Origin of the sequence: Algoriphagus sp. AK58 (assembly GCF_014324365.1) — a bacterium.
GTDB lineage: Bacteria > Bacteroidota > Bacteroidia > Cytophagales > Cyclobacteriaceae > Algoriphagus.
In genome coordinates this window covers 474,468-492,976 of the sequence record NZ_QEIG01000008.1, presented here as the reverse complement: position 1 = coordinate 492,976, position 18,509 = coordinate 474,468, and the positions used below count along the sequence as shown (strand labels likewise).

The following is an 18,509-nucleotide window of genomic DNA, read 5'->3' as shown; positions in this document are numbered from 1 at the left end:
TCAGAAAAGCCCCTTTGGTCTAATCGAAAGAACCAAAGGGGCTTTTGCTTATAAATCCATCTCTAGCAGCGCATAACTCAAGCTTTTTCCATGCGCATCCATTGCCAAGGAGGTGGTGACTCCGCTTGCCAATGCATTTTCACAAGTGAAAAGTAAGGCGTGCAGCTCGGGGATTTCATGTCGGGTGACACTTCCCTTAAGCTGATAGGAGAGGTGTAGTTTCACTTTTTCGGCGGTGATTTTTTCTGCCAAAAGCGGAAAATCCTTTTCATCTAAAGGAAAAAGGGAAAGCACTAATGTATTCCCTTTGTCTCCAGCGCGGCTGTGGGCGATATCGGCAAGCTTCTGACTCATGATTCAAAGACTTGAATGTAAGGTTGGATTTGGTTTCGATTCATTAGGACGGAGACGACTCCGATGACTTCGTAGAGGTATTTTCTGGCTCCTCCACCTCCGGCGGGTCCGTTGGTGTAGAGTGCTTCCACCTCTTCTCCCACGAGTTGGGCGAGGCCTTGGTTCTTGGACTTTCCGGCAATTCGGAGTCGGGTTTCATAAGGAGTAGAACCTTGAGAAAGGCTTTCTCCATGAAGCGAACTTAAGCCAATATAATCTACCCGAAACTCATCAAAGCGATCTCCAATTCGCTTTTGGATGATTTCTCCGGCCAATTTTGCACGCTCAACGGCATGGGCTCCCGCATAGGAAATTTCCCCTTCTCCGATCCAGCCGGCCTGATAGCCTACGCTGACTTTAAGCTTTTCAGGTTGTGACTTGCCGGTTCCTCCGGTGACTAGCAATTGATTTGGTCCGATTTCTTCAAAACGTACACTTTGAAAGTCTGCCACCACGTCGGGGGTAAAGTAGTTTGCCGGATCCAATACTTCATAAAGCAATTGCTATTTGGCGGTCTGAGTGTTGATCAATCCTCCTGTACCCTCTACTTTGGAGATAATGCCGCTGCCATTCTGAAAGACTTCCAAGATGGGATGCCCAAGGATGTCCATGTCCGGAACAGGCTTAGTGACAGGATCCGCGAAATAGCCTCCCGTAATCTGCCCGGCACACTCCATGAGATGTCCAAGTACGGTTCCTTTGCCCATCAGGTCTGCATTTTCTCTAGCCCAGCCCAATTCATGAATCATCGGAGCCAAAAAAAGCGAGGGATCGGCCACTCTTCCGGTTAGGATGATTTGAGCATCGGTGGCCAAGGCCGGAAGAATCGCATCCACTCCGAGGTAGGCATTGGCAGAGATCAATTGTCCATACGAACTCAACGGTTTTTCACCTTCCATGCTTAGTTCTTCGCCACTGAGTTGATCAAAGACATCGTCCCCGAGTACAACAGCTACTTTAACTTTTAGCCTGAGTTTCTGAGCAATCTCCAGGATTTTTTTAGCTCCTGCGATAGGATTGGAAGCACCCATGTTGGTGATCAGGCGGGTCTGATGCTGGAGTAAAAGTGGAAGCAAACCCTCGATTCTCCTCTCCAAGAGTACATCATATCCGGCATTGGGGTCTTGCTGTTTGCGCTTTTGTGCCAATGCGATGGTCCGCTCGGCGAGGCATTCCAAAACCAAGTAGTCCAGATCTCCCTTTTCCGTCAGTATCAAAGCAGGCTCCAATCGGTCTCCCGAAAAGCCTGCGCCACATCCGATTCTTATTTTTTCCATCATACTAAATCGAAATCACTCCGAGTAAAACAGATACCAAAAGCATCACTAAAGTGACCGAAAACGCCAATGGAATGGTCTTTTTCTGATGATCGCCTAACTCCACACCAGACAGTCCCACCAACAAAAAAGTGGAGCCAGTCAGCGGACTTACAGGAAATCCGGTAGTCATTTGTCCCAAAATCGCTGCCTGCCCGACTTCCAGACCACTTGCGCCAAAGGTGGTCGCCGTAGAAGAAAGCAAAGGCAAAATGCCGAAATAGAAGGAGTCGGGATCAAAGAGCATACTTGCCGGCATAGCCACCAATCCTGTCAAAAGCGGGAGTTGTCTTCCAAGCTGTTCTGGCAACATGGTCTGTACCGCAGCGGCCATCGCATCCATCATGCCGCTTCCTTTCAGGATTCCTGTAAAGCAGCCTGCGGCAAATAGGATGCTTGCCATCAGCATGGCTCCTTTTGCGTGAGCATCGATTCGTTTTTTCTGTTCCTCTACTTTTGGGAAATTGATCAGTAAGGCCACGGCAAATGCCACCATAAACACCACATAAGGAGGTGCCCAAGATAGAATAATGGCTGTAATAGCAGCCAAGATCAGTAGGACATTGATCCAAAATAGACTTGGGCGGTGCAGGGGATTTTCTTCAGTGGATATGGCGTAAATAGAGGCTTGATTTGGGTTCCCAAGTCTTCTTTTTTCACTTTTCCCCAAGAAAAAAGCAATCATAATAACGCATACCAATCCTGAAAGTAGGGGAATGACCATGGGATTGAAAAGTTCGGTAACAGGTACATTCAAAGCTGTGGCCGCTCGGATCGTCGGCCCTCCCCAAGGTACCATATTCATGGTGCCAGCCGATAGGGCGACTATGCAGGCCAAAGTAATCCGCTTCATACCCAACTGATCATAGATCGGAGCCAAGGCAGGGATGACTACTAAAAAGGTGACCGCACCTGAACCGTCCAAATGAATCAACATAGCCAAAACTGCTGTGGCTAAGGCGATTTTGACTGGGTCATTTCCCGCTATTTTCAGCAGTTTGGAAATAATGGGTTGAAATGTGCCTGCATCCAATAGGATCCCAAAAAAGAGGATAGCGAAGACGAACATCACCCCAGTTGGGGCAATTGCTTGCAATCCCTCACCGATCATCGCCGGAACTTCGGTCGTTTTACCAGCTAACATTCCTGTAAAAATCGGAACGAGGGTCAACGCAATAACGGGAGAGGCTTTTTTGGTAATGACCAGGAAAAGCAGAAGGAGAATGGTCAACAGTCCCAGAAATGCCAACATATGTTATCGATTCAGACTTTCCATAAATTTCATCTGAGACCAATACGGCATCGCCCGGGTTTTAATCTCCGCTCCAAGCTCAATGACCAGTGGGTTTTCGGGATCAAAAACCGGCCATTCGGGAAGACCTGTTCCGTTGGGATTTCCTGTTTTCACAAAGTTGACCCAGTAGTCGGACATGTTTTTTTCCAGATCATAATCGACCTGCTCAAAAGGTCGGTTCCAGTTGTGGAGAGTGTGCAGTGCATAGCTGAATTCAGCCGAATGGAAAGCTCCATAATTGGGTTCTCCAGGAGGAACGCGTGTGAAATAGTAGAGATAGGCATCGTTTTGCCCCTTTTCGGTCTGCATCCTGGCCCAGGTATAGTTCTGAAATCCGAATCCGAGGACTCCGATGGTTTTCAGGGTTTCTTCGAGTTCTACTTCATTTCCCGCAGGGAAAAGCTCCAGATATTCCCCTGCCCGGCCTCCATATTGTTTCTTGGCGTTGGCTTTGAATTCAGTTGGAGTAGTTGGTGGATTTCCGGAAACCCGATCGTCGGCATTCCAACCTGTCAGCAGCGGAACATCAGAATAAGTCCCTTCTTCGAAAGCTTGTCTCACACTTTGCAAAATCTTGCCATCCACCACGGGACCAAATCTTGCGGGGAATTTAAGAAGACTGTCCGCAGGGAGTTGTCGAAGATCTGCCAACGAGATTCCAAGCGTATCGGTCAATTGTTTGCCTCTTTCTTCGGCTCCTTGCAGTCCGGAAACCAAGCCCGAACCCCGATTAAACATGCCTCCGCTTTGGGCGATGGCTTTATGGAAAAGGCCTTTTGCCTTAGGAGAGACCACTAAGGCGTTGACACTGAAAGCTCCGGCGGATTGGCCTGCGATGGTGACATTATTCGGATCTCCGCCAAATGCAGCGATGTTCTTTTTCACCCACTCCAATCCGGCAATCTGGTCCAAGAGGCCATAGTTGCCGGAAGTCTGGTCTGGGTTTTCAGCGCTGAGTTCGGGATGGGCAAGGAATCCCAGCATTCCTACTCGGTAGTTAAGCGCGACGACCACGATGCCTTTTTTCGCCAGTTCTTCTCCGTCATAAAGAGGAACTGTATTGCCTCCCGAGCTAAATCCTCCCCCGTAAATCCAGACCATCACGGGGCGTTTTTCATCCATACGCTCGGCGGCGGTCCAGATATTGAGGTAGAGGCAATCTTCTGAAATAGGTTCTTTGGGGATCAAAAATTCCTCCGACCAGGCAAAAAACGGAACAGGTGGATTTTGCATCGGTGCGGCAGGATTTTCTGTACAGGATTTGATTCCTTCCCAAGGCTGGACAGCCTGTGGGGCTTTCCATCGCAATTCCCCCACTGGAGGGGCGGCAAACGGTATTCCTTTAAAGATTTTGACCTGTCCGCTGGAGTCGGTTTTTCCTGAGATGAGGCCTCCTTCTATGGACACAGACTGAATCGAGATTTCAGTGGTATTTTCTGATTTGGCACAAGAGATAAAAAGAAAGCCCATCGCAGCGATGAGCAGTATCGGGCTTTTGAGCATGGGTTAATTGGTCTTGAAGCTGTAGAGATAAGGAGCTTTGTGGCTTTTGCCGGTGAAAAGCTTTTCGTGTCGATCAAGAATGTCCAGACTGAGCATTTTCCGCTGAAAGCTGGTGCGACGGAGCTTTTGTCCCAAAATCGCCTCATACACGGCCTGAAGTTCATTCATGGTGAACCGCTCGGGGAGAAGATTGCCTCCGATCAATTTGCGATCCAGGTTTTCTCTTAGAGTTTGAAGTGCCTTTTCAACGATTTTTCCATGATCGAGAATCAACTCCGGAAGCTTGTCAATCTCATACCAGGCAATAGAATCAGAGAGTGCATCCGGCGTCAAGGTTACTTTTTCATAATCGATAAGCGCATAATAGGCGATGGAGAAAAACCGATCCAGCATCCAATAATTTTCCGGAATCAAATGTCCGTTGGCCTCCAAAATCCTCCGCATCACTTCAGGCTGAAATCGGGTGATATCCCCAAAGGTGTGAAACTGCTCAAGGTAGATTTCCTTCAAACCCGTGCGTTCAAAAAGTCCTCGTTTAACGGCATCTTCCAGGTTTTCGGATTTTCTGACAAATCCACCAGGTAGAGCAAACCAGCCGGTGGCATGATATTCCATCAGCAGGATTTTGAGTTTTCCTTTGGAGAATCCAAAAACCACTGAGTCGTATGCGATATGAGGAATGTACGGAGAAACTTCTTGATTAGGCATGTTGGGTTCTAATTCTGATCTAAGTAAATAGGATTTTTCCGGAGAAGCAATTAATATTGTCTCAGAATGAAACAATAGATTTCTGCAAACCTACTTTTCATGAAAGTGTATTTACTTGGCTGGATATGGCTATGCTTCTGTACTTCAATGGTGTATGCTCAAAGCAATAACTTTATGCCCGTGCAGACAAAGATCCAAAACGGAATCATCGAGGGAAATTACAACGTGACCAATGGGATTTCGACCTATTTTGGGATACCCTTTGCCAAGCCCCCAGTGGGAGAGTTGCGTTGGAAAGCTCCAGTCCCGGCTGAAAACTGGTCTGGAGTAAAAATGACCAAAAAGTTTAGCGCCAGACCTGTTCAGGGTCTTGTGTTTGGGGATATGAATTCTTGGTCGGATGGGGTTTCAGAGGATTGTCTTTACCTGAATGTGTGGACTCCGGCAAAGCGAAACAGTAAGGATCTTCCGGTTTTGGTCTATTTCTATGGCGGAGGTTTTGTGGCAGGAGACGCGTCTGAGCCAAGATACAACGGAGAGTCCATGGCCAAAGAAGGCGTGGTGGTCGTGACTGTAAATTATCGTTTGGGGATTTTTGGATTTTTGGCTCATCCTGAACTGAGTGCCGAGGCCCCTTACAAAGCTTCCGGGAATTATGGGTTACTCGATCAGGCTTTGGCCTTGAAGTGGGTAAAAGACAATATTGCTGCTTTTGGAGGTAATCCCAATCAAGTGACCATTGCAGGAGAATCCGCCGGTTCGATTTCCGTTTCCTATCAGATGGCTTCTCCAATTTCCAAAAATCTGATTCATGGAGCGATCGGAGAAAGCGGTGCTGGGATCAATCCGACCTTATCTCCAGTTTCTCTAAAGGAAGCAGAGCAAACTGGAAAAGAATTTCTTGAGAAAGCAGGAGTACAATCCATGGCCGAGGCCAGAAAAATGTCCGCCAAGGACGTGTTTGAACTTTATCAGGAATCCGGTCGATTCGGCTTTCCTGTAGTGATTGACGGGTACTTGCTGCCAAAGACACTTCCGGAAATCTTCCGGGCTGGTGAGCAAGCTCAGGTTCCATTGCTTTTGGGTTGGAACTCTGCCGAGATTCCCGGTGCGGCGTTTATGCAGGGTAAGCCTTACACCAAGGAAGATTTTATTGAAAAGGTAAAAGAAGCCTATCCAGATCAGGCTACCGAAGTGTTGACATTGTATGCGCACGATACTCCCGAGCAAGTGGAATATTCCGCAACTGACTTGGCTTCGGACCGATTTATTGTGTACAGTACCTGGAAGTGGTTTGACTTGCATCGAAATCATAGCAATCAACCCGTGTATCGCTATCTGTTCAGTAAGTTGTCTCCTCCATTGGTAGACAAAAACCTAATGGCAGGTCTGGCCGGAGGGACAGTTCGAACTGAAAATCCAACTCCCGCACCAAAACAAATCGGAGCCAGACACGCTGCTGAGATTGAGTATGCCATGGGAAATCTTCATTTGGTGAAAGAATTTGCCTGGACACCTGAGGATTATAAGGCCTCCAAGACGATGTTTGATTACTTCACCAACTTTGTGAAAACGGGGAATCCAAACGGTGGAGACAACCCCAATTGGTCAGCTGCAAAGGCTGGTGACGCTAATCCTCCGGTGATGGTCATTGATACCGAAACCAAAGAGGTGAAAGCCCAGCATGATGCACGGCAAGTCTTTCATGACAAGTATTATAAAAACGATAAGTAAACCGAGTTGTAGATCACCCAAAAAGTATAACAGATTTGAACTTAACACAGCGTCTGTTTGCATTTAAGGCCGGGAAACCGGCCTTTTATTTTTTTGATGATTTTAACTGATGTTTGATGACGGTGCGTAGAATGTGCTGTTCCAGGTAGCCTCCGGAAATTTTGGCCTGATACCAATTGACGTAGCCCAGATCAAGACTTAGTAAAGGAGAAAAGCTCAAACTTAGGTCTACAGAGATCCTGTTTTGATCAAATGTAAATTCCTGAAATTTCCCGCCTGCCATGGCCATAAGTTCGTCCGCTACTTTCAGTTTGAGGGATTTTTGATCTGAGAATTTGGCTATGGGGAAAATGGCTTGAAGGCGGTATCTAATTCTAGCGGAGCCATAATGAAAACCCTCTTGAAGTTCTGTTTTTGACTCATTGGTGTTTTTGAAAAACCTTAATTCACCTCTCAGTCGGTTTTCTAAATCCAAAGGTCCCAAATTGGTTCGGAAGTTATACTCTCCATGGGGCCGTATTTCCGGTAGGGTAAAGGAGGATTGATGGATAGTTTGTGGAATATGGAAAAAGAAAATACTGCCTCCGAAGCCAAAATTTGATCTTTCCGAAATGGTATTATGAAACTTGGTTCGGATCAAAAACTGACTTTGCTGGAAGGGATGGATCAGATGGCGCTCCATCAGTTCGGTTTCGTTATTCCATTTTTGATTTATCGCAGCACCAATAGTAAACCCATACCAAAGTGCCTGATTGGTAGATTTTTGAGCCTTGACCGGATGAAGGAGGCCAAGGCATAAAAGTGCTGTGGTTATTGAGAGTTTAATTTGGGGCTTCATGATCTGAAGCCCATGATACAATTTGAATACTTAAAACTTTTGTGACAAAAGTCTCATTTCCTTGATTTAATAAACAAAAATGGGTTTTCCTCCTTCACAGGTGACGGCACGTGGCGCACCTACCAACATACAATCGGAGATTGCATTATTTCTTCGGTTGTATTCCTGTTGCTGAAAGGTATATTGATCCACCAATTCCAGAAATCTTTTTTCCACGCTTTGGTGAAAGGCTATGTAACGGAGTGGGCCTCCGCAGGATTTACTGCCCATAGGGGTAAACTTCCATTCGGTAGAGTTAGTGCAAGGTACAGATTCAGAAAGAGCAATGATCTCCTTTTCTAACAATTCTAATTGGCCAAGATCAGAATTGTTTACATCTTCAGAGTCCATACAGCTAAAACTCATCAAAAAGACAACAGGTATCCAAATCAGGGTTTTCATAGTAGCTTTGAAAGTTTAAACCTACTAACGATTCTTGGAATTTTTTTGCTACACTTTTTGGATGGATTTTTTTAATTACCTGACTATGAAAGATGCATTGTATTCGTATTTGTTGGGGGAGGAGGAATATTCTAAAAGGAGTTTTCGGGGATTGGAATCTTTCGAATCCAAAGTCATCTTGAGCATCTGATCGAAAACACCAAAATCCGGTTTGGGGATGTCCATGATGAACGTGTCTGCCGATCCTCCCGGGTTCGTTACGATGTGGTTAATCTCCCGGAATCTCATATCCACCTTGGTAAAGTCGTGGCCGTTGAGGTTTTTTCCAGATAAGAACATTTGGTGAAATATTTCTGGGGTATGATGCCCCAAATGGTCCCTTCTAGCTATGATATTGAAATGGACACTGAAGGATTGAATTTCGATCTGTCCAAAGACGGAATGAGATTCATGGGTGGAGGTGATGGGAGTGGTCATGATACATCTAATTTGGATAATTAGAATCGTAATCGATTTGAAGGGTGATTCAAATCCAGGCTTTTGTTTGGTAAGGCTAAAGTTCCGTTGAAAAAATGGTCAAAAAATACCCACTACTGGGTATTTTTTGAAAAGGTTGGGCTTTGTTTGTTCCGACGGTGACGGTTCAGGATTCCAAAGGTAGAACTAGACTTTTTCTGAGCATCTTTCCCATACCGATTTGAGCACCAGACCTAATCATTCATGTTTTTCCTTGTTCTCTTTCAAGCCAATTGTAAGAAAATATCCTCATAGCGATAAGCCTCTGAGAATTAAACAGAAGCCGATAGACTTTAAATTCCTTTTTTGAATTGTTCAAGTTAAGCAAGACAAGTGTAGGGAATAGCTGCACTTCTTTTCTTACTTAAAAGGATTTATTCTGCAGTTGTCGGTTCAATGATTGTTTTGACCTCTCCCAAAGAATTGGCAGGAAAACCACCCTTTTTTGCATGTTCTTTGACCAAGTTTTTGTTGGGGGCGATGTTTACACAATAGATTTTGTCTCCTGTGACGTAGCTGTGAAGCCATTGGATTTGCGGGCCCAGATTGCTTAGAACCTCGCAGGAAGTTTGAGAGATTCATTTCCACTGCTTAGGGATAAGATTCCCCGCTCCGAGTATCTCGAGCTCGATGATATACTTTGGCATTTTTGGAAATTTTTGATTTGACCTACTCGTTAGGCTTTTCAGATGCGCCCCGTTTTTGAAGTGATCTCTGGACTTCGCTTAACTAAAAAATACTCCTAAAAAAAATGAAATCAAAAGATTAAGGCATACCATTAATTCCCTCCGCTGGGATTCATGTTTCTGATAGCGGCAATTTTCCAATCTCTTTTTTTAAAAACCACCGTAAAGCTGCTCCACATATTCCGAGACTCCCCGCTGGGATTTTTAATCACATAGCGGCAATCCACCAAAGCAATGTCATCGCTCAGGAATCTGATTTTTTCTACTTCCAGTGTGCGGGTTCCGGGATTGGAAGTAGAACTTCTCAGCATCCCATCCACGGCTTCACGGATGCCTGTTCTCCATTCCCCGGAGGAGACCAACTGATCTACATCCTCGGTCAAGATGCTTTTGAGCAAGACAGTGTCCTGGTTTTCTCGGGCCTCCGCATAATGATTGATCAAATGATGAATTTTTACGACATCGTCTTTTTGTCCGGGTTTGATTTGGGAGAAAGCAATAGAGGGAACCAAGAGGACAATCCAGATGAGTGTTTTCATATGTTTAATGGGATAAACCATTTTTAAATTACTCATAAAAAAATAAAAACAACTTATAAACAAGAGGCTGGATTTAAAGCATCAGAAACGGAGTTTGTGATTTTTGCTAACTCAAACAACTAAATCAACCTAATTAATAGTTAGATTTAGGTATGAGAAAAACTGCTGCTCTTTTTGGTCTTGTCTTATTTTTTCTGCTTGGATGTAAGGAAGAGGAAAAGCCTGACGGTCCATATGGTGTATATATTTTAGAGTCCATAACCACCTCCATTCCGGTAGATTTTATGAATTCAGGTGAGCAAACCACCGAGCATATAACTAATTTTTCTGTGTGCGGTAAAGGGGGATTTTCTATTGAATGGCGGTTGAATAGACAAACCCCGGTTATGGATTTTAAAACGTTCACATTTTCGGAGCTTAGGGATAAAATTACAAATGAGGTGGAAATTATCACGGGATGTGGGTTCAACAGGAGAATTGTGGTGCTCAAAGAAAATGGCGAGCTGGATTTGAATTTTTTCGGGGATCGGGGAATTTGGTCAAATAACCCAAAACAAATTGATTTCGAATTTGAGATAAGGAGCTTAGAGTATTTTCCAGACGATAAATCCATTCGGATGGTGACTTACCAGCAGTTGTATGACTTTTTTTCCAAAGAATATGTGGAAACTGAATTGACCTACTTGTTTGGCTATGAGGGTCCATTTAATGTTTTTTCAAATTAAACAAACAAAAAAACCACCTCGGCTGAGAGGTGGTTTCTTCCTTTAGTTTCTAGCTTCTAAAGTCTAGCGTCTAGCCACTTGATACCTGCTACTTGATACTCACATCACATCTTCCCCTCTCAGCTTCACCACAGCCCCTTCGAGGATATCTCCGATTCGGATTTGGCAGGCGAGGCGGGATGTAGGGAAATATTCCGGTAGATTTTCGAGTTGGTCAAGTTCTACATCGGTGGCGTCACCTAGTCCATCTTTTCCCTCCAAAATCTCCACATGGCAAGTGGCACATAGTGCCATTCCTCCACAGGTGGCGAGAATCGGGTATTCAGATGCTTTCAGTACTTCCATCAGACTCAGGCCCATATCCGCAGGGGCTTCTACTTCCTGTCTGTTGCCTTCTTGGTCTTCTACGGTGAATTTGATCATGGCCGGGGTGGGGTTAGAATGCGTTGACGCCGTTTACAGTGGTGTATTTGAAGCTGAGCTTCTGATCAGGATACACGTATTTGAATGCCGAGTGCATCATGATCGCAGCCTCATGGAATCCGCAAAGGATGAGTTTCAATTTTCCCGGATAGGTATTGATGTCACCGATGGCATAGATTCGCTCCACTCCTGTGGAGTAGTCGCGGGTATCTACTTCGATGGCGTTTTTGTCTATGCTGAGTCCCCAATCGGCAATAGGTCCAAGCTTAGGCGACAGGCCGAAAAGAGGAATCAGATAATCCGCGTCTATGCTGACGTCCTGCTTGTTTTTATCTTCCAGAATTACTTTTTCCAGTTTTCCGTTTCCGTTGACCTCTTTTAGGTTGGCCGACAGGATCAGGTCAATTTTTCCTTTGTTGGCGAGGTCAAAGACCTTGGAAGCCGAATCAGGGGCGCCTCGGAAGGTTTCGTTTCTGTGAACCAAGGTTACTCTTTTTGCAACCTTGGCCAGGAAGATGGTCCAGTCAAGTGCAGAGTCACCTCCTCCGGCAATTACTACGTTTTTGTCACGGAAGGTTTCCGGGTTTTTCACCATGTAAGAAATTCCCTTTCCTTCAAATTCTTCCAGGTTGTTTAGGACCGGTTTTCTCGGTTCGAAGCAACCCAAACCACCGGCAATAATGACCACTTTACAATGTACATGGGTTTTGTCGCTGGTAGTGACGATGTAGCTTCCGTCAGGTTGTTTGTCCAGATGATCTACGCGCTCTCCCAAGGTGAAGGTAGGCTGAAAAGGCTTAGCCTGCTCCATCAAATTATCGATTAGGTCCTGAGCTTTGATTTCAGGGTATCCAGGAATATCGTAGATCGGTTTTTGAGGATAAATCTCAGAAAGCTGACCCCCGATTTGTGGAAGTGCATCGATGAGATGGCAGCGCATTTTGAGCAGACCTGCTTCAAAAACAGCAAATAGCCCCACCGGACCAGCCCCGATGATGCAAAGATCAGTATGGATCATGTTTGTATTCATGGTTTCTTTTGACAACCAAAACTGGTTGGATTTGTTCGTGCAAATATAATTAGTATGCTAACTATCTGTTATTCTTCCAGGATTTGTCCATCCAAATTTTGGTAGATTGTATTCAAAATCCGTTTAAATTCTTCGAAATCGCTTTCGGTCAGGTTTTCCCAAGCTTTTTCCCGAATCTCCAATACCTTAGGCTTGAGTTCAGTGACTTTTTCTACACCGCTTTCGGTCAGATGAAGCTGAAAACTTCGACGGTCGGTAGGGTGAAGGACTCTTTCCACGTAGCCCTTTTTACACAGGAGATCAATGATTCTAGTCAGTGTCGGATGGTCCTTGAAAACCAGGTTTGCCAATTCTGTTTGGCTCATCAGCCCATTTTCTGAAAGATTTTTGAGCACCAGCCACTGATCAACGGTCACATCAAAGTCTCCTTGCTTAAACTGCTGTTGCGCATACTGCTTTACCTTTCGCGCAGTGCGATCGAGAAGAAAAGAATATCGCGCAAAGAGTTCCTGTGTCATACCAATTGTTAGTGTGACAAATATATGAAAATAGTTTTCTGAAATTAGAATTTCCTATTAAAACCATAGGAAAAATATATCTATCCAAATTGCCTCATTGCTTGTTACTTGTTTGGTTTTGGGCGGGTTTAATTCGTATTTTGAATTGCTTAATCCCTTTACTTTTTTAAAACTTAACCCATCAATAAATGAATTGGAATACAGTCATCGACAAGGCCCTGGAAGTCTTGCGAAATTCCGACCGGGGCTATGTGCTCATGGATATGTATAACAATATTCTGACTCCTGAGGAAGCTGCATTCAACAAAGTGCAGGTTACACCGTACAATGCGCTGAAGTTTATTCAATCCCAATTTTCGGCACAGGGATTGGATATTTCAGACAAAAACGTCAGAATCAAGCTAATTGCACTTTTGGAGGAGTTTGACAGGCTGCAGAAAGAGCGTATCAAATAGCGGGCTTCTATTTGTAAGGGCAATTTGATTTCCAATTCAAAACTGAAGGGGGTATTTCATTAAATTCCCTAATTTACCCTGGTGAAAAATTGGATTGTCGTTATTCTCTTGCTTTGGTTTTTTCCATCGTTTGGTCAGGAAAAAATATTCAGAATCGGTGTAGCCGGGCTCAATCATGGACATGTAGGTTGGGTATTCGAAGCCCACAAGCGCCCTGATATCGAAATTGTAGGTATTGCCGAGTCTGACAGGTCATTGGCTGAGCGCTATGTCAGAGCTCATGGGTTGTCAATGGATTTGATATTTGAATCCTTGGATGAAATGTTGGAGAAAACCAAGCCAGAGGCTGTTACGGGCTTTGGGACAACATTTGCCCATCTGGAAATTGTTCAAGCCTGTGCTCCCAGAGGAGTGCATGTGATGGTAGAAAAACCTCTTGCCGTCAGTCTGTCTCAGGCCCAAGAGATGGCTGCTTTAGCTCAAAAACACCAAATCCACCTGCTGACCAATTACGAGACGTCATGGTATGCTACGAATGAAAAAGCCCATCAGCTGCTCCAAGCAGGTCAAATCGGAGAAGCAAGAAAAATAGTCGTTCGGGATGGGCATCGAGGTCCGAAGAAAATTGGAGTAGGCCCGGAGTTTTTGAAGTGGCTGACCGATCCTGTGCTAAATGGGGCCGGGGCATTGATGGACTTTGGCTGCTATGGGGCAAACTTGAGTACCTGGCTTTTGGATGGAAAGCGACCTGTTTCGGTAACGGCGATCACCCAGCAACTCAATCCCGCTGACAATCCCAAAGTAGATGATGAGGCGACCATTATTCTGACCTATCCTACTTCTCAGACCATCATCGAAGCTTCCTGGAACTGGCCTATCGGTAGAAAGGATATGGAAATCTACGGCTTGACTGGAGCGATTTTCTCAGACAATGCCAAGCAATTACGCATTAGAATGGCTCAGGGATATGATGGGTTTGAGGAAGAAAAGATTCAGTTGGATTCACGGCCGCAGCCTTTTGATGATCCCTTTTCAGTCTTAAAAGCGGTAGTCCGCAACCAGACGAAGTTAAGCCCCTTCGATCCGTACAGTTTGGAAAATAACTTGATCGTGATGGAAATCCTGGAAGCAGCCAAAGAAAGCGCAACCTCCGGAAAAACTGTTTTTCTCTCAAAATAGTACGCCATGAGCCAACGATACCTGCTTCTTATTTTGATGTTTTGCTGGGTAATTCCCGCATTTTCCCAGCAACAGACCTATTGCAATCCGATCAATCTCGACTACGGCTATACGCCCATTCCCAACTTTTCGGAATGGGGTCGCCATCGAGCTACTGCCGATCCGGTGGTGGTCAATTACAAAGGGACTTTTATCCTTTTTTCCACCAATCAATGGGGGTATTGGACCAGCACAGACATGTACAACTGGAAGTTTCACTCCCGGCTTTTTCTACGCCCTTGGAACAAAGTCTACGACGAACTCTGCGCTCCGGCAGTGGGCATTGTTGGCGACACTGTATTGGTGATGGGCTCGACTTACGAGAAGGACTTTACCATCTGGATGAGTACTAATCCGACAGCCAATGAATGGAAACCTTTGGTTGAAAAGTTTGAAATCGGAGGCTGGGATCCGGACTTTTTTACCGATGATGACGGACGATTGTATATGTACAATGGCAGTTCAAACAGATATCCCTTGTATGGAATCGAGTTGGACCGAAAGACCCTAGATCCCATTGGGACCCGAAAAGAGCTGTACCTGCTCGAACCCGACAAATATGGCTGGCAGCGATTTGGGGAGCATATGGACAACACCTTCCTCGATCCCTTTATGGAAGGAGCACATATGACTAAACACAACGGAAAATACTACCTGCAATATGGGGCGCCGGGTACCGAATTCAGTGGCTACTCGGATGGGGTAGTTGTTGGGCCAACTCCCTTGGGACCTTTCACTCCCCAATCTGATCCGCTGAGCATGAAGCTCGGGGGTTTTGCACGAGGGGCGGGGCATGGCAGTACATTTAAAGACAATCAGGGATTGTACTGGCATATCAGTACGATCATGATTTCGGTGAAAAATACCTTTGAGCGCCGATTGGGAATCTGGCCGGCCGGCTTTGACCGGGACGATGTGATGTGGAGCAGCACGGCTTTTGGGGACTATCCACACTTTCTGCCTGGTACTGAGAAGGCTGGAAAATTCACCGGCTGGATGCTGCTCAACTATGACAAACCCATGGCAGTTTCTTCTACTTTGGGTGGTTTCACAGCTAACAAAGCCAATGACGAAGATCTCAAAACCTATTGGAGTGCCACTTCAGGAAACAAAGGCGAGTGGATTCAAACAGACCTTGGTCAGGTCAGCACGGTCAATGCTATCCAGATTAACTATGCCGATCAGGATGTGGATCAGGATCGACTCGGTAAGCGCACAGATCAGTATCATCAGTACATTTTATACCATTCCTTGGATGGGAAAAAGTGGGAAGTGCTCGTAGACAAAAGCAAAAACACGACGGATATTCCTCATGAGTATGTGGAATTGAAAACTCCGGTAAAGACTCGATTTCTCAAATTGGAGAATATCCACATGCCGACTGGAAAATTTGCAATTAGCGGTTTCCGGGTTTTTGGAAATGGGGGAGGAGCTAAGCCTGAAAAAGTGAAGCAGTTTATGGTTTTTCGTACCGAAAAGGACAAACGAAGTGCCTTTATCAAGTGGTCACCCATGCCGGATGCCTATGCTTACAACTTGTACTATGGCACATCACCGGACAAACTCTACACCTCCATCATGGTCATGGGAAACAATGAATATTGGCTCAAAACCCTTGACCGCACCAAAACCTACTATTTCACCATCGAGGCCATTAATGAAAACGGCACGAGTGAGTGGTATGAGGTACAGAAGGTGGAATGAATGAAGATACAAGAAATCAGAAGCTAGACTCAAGACAAAGAGTTTGTTTTTGACTTGCCAACTTACTATCCCATTGGCCCATTAACCTAATTACTCAATTAACAGTAACTCGAAAAGGTACATGAAGAATATGCTACTCTTACTATCCCTCCTAATTTTCGGATTCCAAGCGCAGGCTCTGAATCAGACCAAAGAGCGATTGACTCAACTGATGGAAAACCAGCCTGTGATGGGGCTTTCGGTAGCGGTTGTGAAAGATGGGAAGCTGGTTTACACGGATGCTCTGGGTTGGAAGGAGGAAGGAAAAGTACCGCTTCAGGCTTCGGATCTATTTCGGATTGCCTCGATATCCAAGTCTTTTTCGGCTACTTCCATTATGCAGCTGGTGGAAAAGAAGAAGTTGAGTTTAGATGATGATGTAAGCGAGCTGATCGGATTTCAGGTTAGAAATCCAAAGTTTCCCAACACGGTAATCACCTTGCGAATGCTGCTTTCGCATACCTCCAGCCTCAACGATTCGGAAGGTTATTTTACCCTGGACGCCATCAATCCATCCAAGAATCCCAATTGGGAAAAAGTCTACAATGCCTACGAGCCGGGAAAGGGCTATCAGTACTGCAACCTGAATTTCAACATGGTCGGAACCATCATTGAAAAGTATTCCGGAGAGCGATTCGATCACTATGTCAAAACACACATCCTCGATCCACTCGGACTCTATGGAGGATACAATGTGGATGATCTGGATGTTTCCCGGTTTGCAACGCTGTACAATTACTCCAGGGATTCGGCCAAATTCATGCCTTCACCCGCGGCTTATGCTTCCCGAAGGGAAGAACTGGCCTCTTACCAAATGGGTTACAGCACACCCATATTTTCGCCCACAGGTGGATTGAAGATTTCTGCTCCCGATCTGGCTAGGTACATGATCATGCATATGAATCATGGCAAAGGGGAAAAAGCCAAGATCATATCCAAAAAGAGCGCACAAGAGATGCAGACCCCGCTATCTTCAGATGAGAACTATGGCTTGGCACTTTGGAAAACAGACAAATTGATCTCTGGAGTCGAACTTACAGGGCATACCGGTTCGGCGTATGGCTTGTATTCAGCGATGTTTTTTGACCCGGAGAAAAAGTATGGCTTTGTGGTGATCACCAATGGATGTGACCCTGTGGAAGAGGAAGGCTATATCCGTGTGATTCGGAAAGCGGTCAATATTCTTTACGAGGATTGGATTACCCCCTGATTAATTTCTAAGACCAAAAAAAGAGCTTAACGAGGGCAAGATATCAATCGCCCAATGCACTAAAATTAACAGAGGCAAATTCCGATACCTGGCCCAATGCCAACCAAAAAAGCAACTGACCAAGAAAACCGGAATTCCGGTACCTATTAGAACCGAGATCAAATCCCCTGCCTGACCTTCTACTCCATTTGCAAGGAAAAATCGGCTAGGTAAGTGCCAAGCCGTGAAAAGTAATCCGGAGACAAGAATGGCCAAAGGGGTGTTCCAAAGTTTTTCAAGTCTGGTTTGAAGCATTCCTCTGAAAAACAATTCTTCTGGCAACCCTGCAATCAGAAAAGGTAAAATGGTTCCCAAAAGCAAGCGAAGTTCGGAGTCTTCAAAATTGGGCATTGCTTCTGCAATCCTTGAGATATGCCTGGTGTTCATCAAAAAACCCATCAAGACCAAAAAAGTGCCTTTGACCATCATCCCAGTATTTGGTTTTAGGCCAAAAAGCAGATCCTGAAATCCATATTTCCAACGAGTAAAGAAAATAAGGCTAGGTAGGAGTAGGAGAAAGGTGAACTTAAAAACCACCGCGTACCAAAAGTCTTGGATAAAGTCTTTGGCATTCAAAATTGGCAGGGGGAAATCTAGGATCAATTGGCCGATTCCGATTGCCAAAAGGACGTAGAAAATGGAGTAGAGAATCAGAAATCGACTTTCTTGATCCAAATTTTGGAAGTCGATCTCCTTGGCAGAAATCCTCTGCCATTTGAGAGAAGCCAAAAGCTTTTTCATCGTTTGGCTGGGTAGCGGTTTTTCAGTTCCCGGAGAATTTCCTCCAGCCCGTTAAGTCGGATTTCATAAAGTGTACTCAGCCACATTCCCAGCTTTCCTTCGGGAAAGCCTTGTGCATGCATCCATACCAGGTAGTGTTCCGGAATATCGCACAGCAGCCAACCCTTGTATTTTCCAAAAGGCATGGTTTTGGTGACCAGATCGACGAGGATTTCGGGGTTCATGGGATAAAAGTAAGGTTTTTGTTTTGACCTTGATCCTTTTCCAGCTTCTCCGGAAGCAGGAAAAACTAAGCCAACTTGGGCTGAATTCCAGCATCTGAATACAAAGGACCGCATTGGACTAAAGTTGAATTTTAGTCCAGGGTCAAGAAACGTAGGACACTTGATTCATTGAATCTTTTTGATGCGACCTCGGTTTTTACTCCAATAAAGAGAAA

At 45.2% G+C, this 18,509-nt stretch carries 20 protein-coding genes and 1 pseudogene; 6 read left to right on the top strand and 15 right to left on the bottom strand.

The features are described from left to right. Positions 1-48: 48 nt before the first annotated feature. The 5 genes and pseudogenes from DDT91_RS08970 to DDT91_RS08950 all read right to left on the bottom strand — a co-directional run bounded on the left by DDT91_RS08970 (position 49) and on the right by DDT91_RS08950 (position 5,214). Positions 49-354, bottom strand: coding sequence for a hypothetical protein (locus tag DDT91_RS08970; RefSeq protein WP_187175832.1), 306 nt, complete (start codon positions 352-354; stop codon positions 49-51). After that, positions 351-1,670, bottom strand: a pseudogene (locus DDT91_RS08965) (acyclic terpene utilization AtuA family protein). The gene DDT91_RS08970 and the pseudogene DDT91_RS08965 overlap by 4 nt, the downstream one beginning before the upstream one ends. 4 nt (positions 1,671-1,674) lie before the next feature. Then, the gene (locus DDT91_RS08960; RefSeq protein ID WP_187175831.1) at positions 1,675-2,961 is read right to left on the bottom strand and encodes a CitMHS family transporter; all 1,287 of its coding nucleotides are present in this window, start codon (positions 2,959-2,961) and stop codon (positions 1,675-1,677) included. 3 nt (positions 2,962-2,964) lie between these two features. Further along, complete coding sequence (locus tag DDT91_RS08955; protein ID WP_187175830.1) at positions 2,965-4,506, bottom strand: carboxylesterase/lipase family protein; 1,542 nt, start codon at positions 4,504-4,506, stop codon at positions 2,965-2,967. 3 nt (positions 4,507-4,509) lie between these two features. Further along, the gene (locus DDT91_RS08950) at positions 4,510-5,214 is read right to left on the bottom strand and encodes an NUDIX domain-containing protein (protein WP_187175829.1); all 705 of its coding nucleotides are present in this window, start codon (positions 5,212-5,214) and stop codon (positions 4,510-4,512) included. A 99-nt stretch (positions 5,215-5,313) separates the two neighbouring features. Between DDT91_RS08950 and DDT91_RS08945 the strand changes: the two genes are divergently transcribed. Beyond that, positions 5,314-6,948, top strand: coding sequence for a carboxylesterase/lipase family protein (locus tag DDT91_RS08945; RefSeq protein WP_187175828.1), 1,635 nt, complete (start codon positions 5,314-5,316; stop codon positions 6,946-6,948). An 85-nt stretch (positions 6,949-7,033) separates the two neighbouring features. On the opposite strand, the gene DDT91_RS08940 is transcribed toward DDT91_RS08945, so the two are convergent. From DDT91_RS08940 to DDT91_RS08920, 5 genes are all read right to left on the bottom strand, one after another. After that, positions 7,034-7,786 carry a DUF2490 domain-containing protein gene (locus DDT91_RS08940; RefSeq protein ID WP_187175827.1) on the bottom strand — a complete coding sequence of 251 codons (753 nt, stop codon included), beginning with the start codon at positions 7,784-7,786 and terminating at the stop codon, positions 7,034-7,036. A 66-nt stretch (positions 7,787-7,852) separates the two neighbouring features. Next, positions 7,853-8,227, bottom strand: a complete 375-nt coding sequence (locus DDT91_RS08935) for a hypothetical protein (RefSeq protein ID WP_187175826.1) — start codon at positions 8,225-8,227, stop codon at positions 7,853-7,855. Positions 8,228-8,302: 75 nt separating this feature from the next. Then, positions 8,303-8,704 (bottom strand): hypothetical protein, encoded by a 402-nt coding sequence (locus tag DDT91_RS08930; protein ID WP_187175825.1) that lies wholly within the window; start codon positions 8,702-8,704, stop codon positions 8,303-8,305. Between the two features lie 413 nt (positions 8,705-9,117). Then, positions 9,118-9,321 (bottom strand): DUF4242 domain-containing protein, encoded by a 204-nt coding sequence (locus tag DDT91_RS08925; protein WP_370539309.1) that lies wholly within the window; start codon positions 9,319-9,321, stop codon positions 9,118-9,120. 200 nt (positions 9,322-9,521) lie between these two features. Beyond that, entirely contained in the window at positions 9,522-9,968 is a 447-nt protein-coding gene (locus DDT91_RS08920; RefSeq protein ID WP_187175824.1) for an SgcJ/EcaC family oxidoreductase, read from the bottom strand. A 152-nt stretch (positions 9,969-10,120) separates the two neighbouring features. Between DDT91_RS08920 and DDT91_RS08915 the strand changes: the two genes are divergently transcribed. Then, the gene (locus DDT91_RS08915; RefSeq protein WP_187175823.1) at positions 10,121-10,693 is read left to right on the top strand and encodes a hypothetical protein; all 573 of its coding nucleotides are present in this window, start codon (positions 10,121-10,123) and stop codon (positions 10,691-10,693) included. Between the two features lie 99 nt (positions 10,694-10,792). Here the strand turns inward: DDT91_RS08915 and DDT91_RS08910 are convergent, their stop codons facing one another. The 3 genes from DDT91_RS08910 to DDT91_RS08900 all read right to left on the bottom strand — a co-directional run bounded on the left by DDT91_RS08910 (position 10,793) and on the right by DDT91_RS08900 (position 12,664). Continuing rightward, positions 10,793-11,116: a 2Fe-2S iron-sulfur cluster-binding protein gene (locus DDT91_RS08910; RefSeq protein ID WP_187175822.1), complete on the bottom strand. Its 324-nt coding sequence runs from the start codon at positions 11,114-11,116 to the stop codon at positions 10,793-10,795. A gap of 13 nt (positions 11,117-11,129) precedes the next feature. Then, entirely contained in the window at positions 11,130-12,134 is a 1,005-nt protein-coding gene (locus DDT91_RS08905) for an NAD(P)/FAD-dependent oxidoreductase (protein WP_187176142.1), read from the bottom strand. Between the two features lie 80 nt (positions 12,135-12,214). After that, positions 12,215-12,664: a MarR family winged helix-turn-helix transcriptional regulator gene (locus DDT91_RS08900; protein ID WP_187175821.1), complete on the bottom strand. Its 450-nt coding sequence runs from the start codon at positions 12,662-12,664 to the stop codon at positions 12,215-12,217. A 188-nt stretch (positions 12,665-12,852) separates the two neighbouring features. Between DDT91_RS08900 and DDT91_RS08895 the strand changes: the two genes are divergently transcribed. From DDT91_RS08895 to DDT91_RS08880, 4 genes are all read left to right on the top strand, one after another. Beyond that, entirely contained in the window at positions 12,853-13,119 is a 267-nt protein-coding gene (locus tag DDT91_RS08895; RefSeq protein WP_187175820.1) for a hypothetical protein, read from the top strand. An 81-nt stretch (positions 13,120-13,200) separates the two neighbouring features. Then, a complete protein-coding gene (locus tag DDT91_RS08890) occupies positions 13,201-14,298 on the top strand; it encodes a Gfo/Idh/MocA family protein (RefSeq protein ID WP_187175819.1) in 1,098 nt (365 codons plus the stop codon). Positions 14,299-14,304: 6 nt separating this feature from the next. Further along, the gene (locus DDT91_RS08885) at positions 14,305-16,041 is read left to right on the top strand and encodes a family 43 glycosylhydrolase (protein ID WP_255502061.1); all 1,737 of its coding nucleotides are present in this window, start codon (positions 14,305-14,307) and stop codon (positions 16,039-16,041) included. Between the two features lie 121 nt (positions 16,042-16,162). Further along, complete coding sequence (locus DDT91_RS08880) at positions 16,163-17,290, top strand: serine hydrolase (protein ID WP_187175818.1); 1,128 nt, start codon at positions 16,163-16,165, stop codon at positions 17,288-17,290. Here DDT91_RS08880 and DDT91_RS08875 read toward each other — a convergent pair whose 3' ends face one another. Continuing rightward, positions 17,291-18,070 (bottom strand): CPBP family intramembrane glutamic endopeptidase, encoded by a 780-nt coding sequence (locus DDT91_RS08875; RefSeq protein WP_187175817.1) that lies wholly within the window; start codon positions 18,068-18,070, stop codon positions 17,291-17,293. After that, the gene (locus DDT91_RS08870) at positions 18,067-18,294 is read right to left on the bottom strand and encodes a DUF3820 family protein (RefSeq protein WP_187175816.1); all 228 of its coding nucleotides are present in this window, start codon (positions 18,292-18,294) and stop codon (positions 18,067-18,069) included. The genes DDT91_RS08875 and DDT91_RS08870 overlap by 4 nt, the downstream gene beginning before the upstream one ends. Between the last annotated feature and the right edge of the window lie 215 nt (positions 18,295-18,509).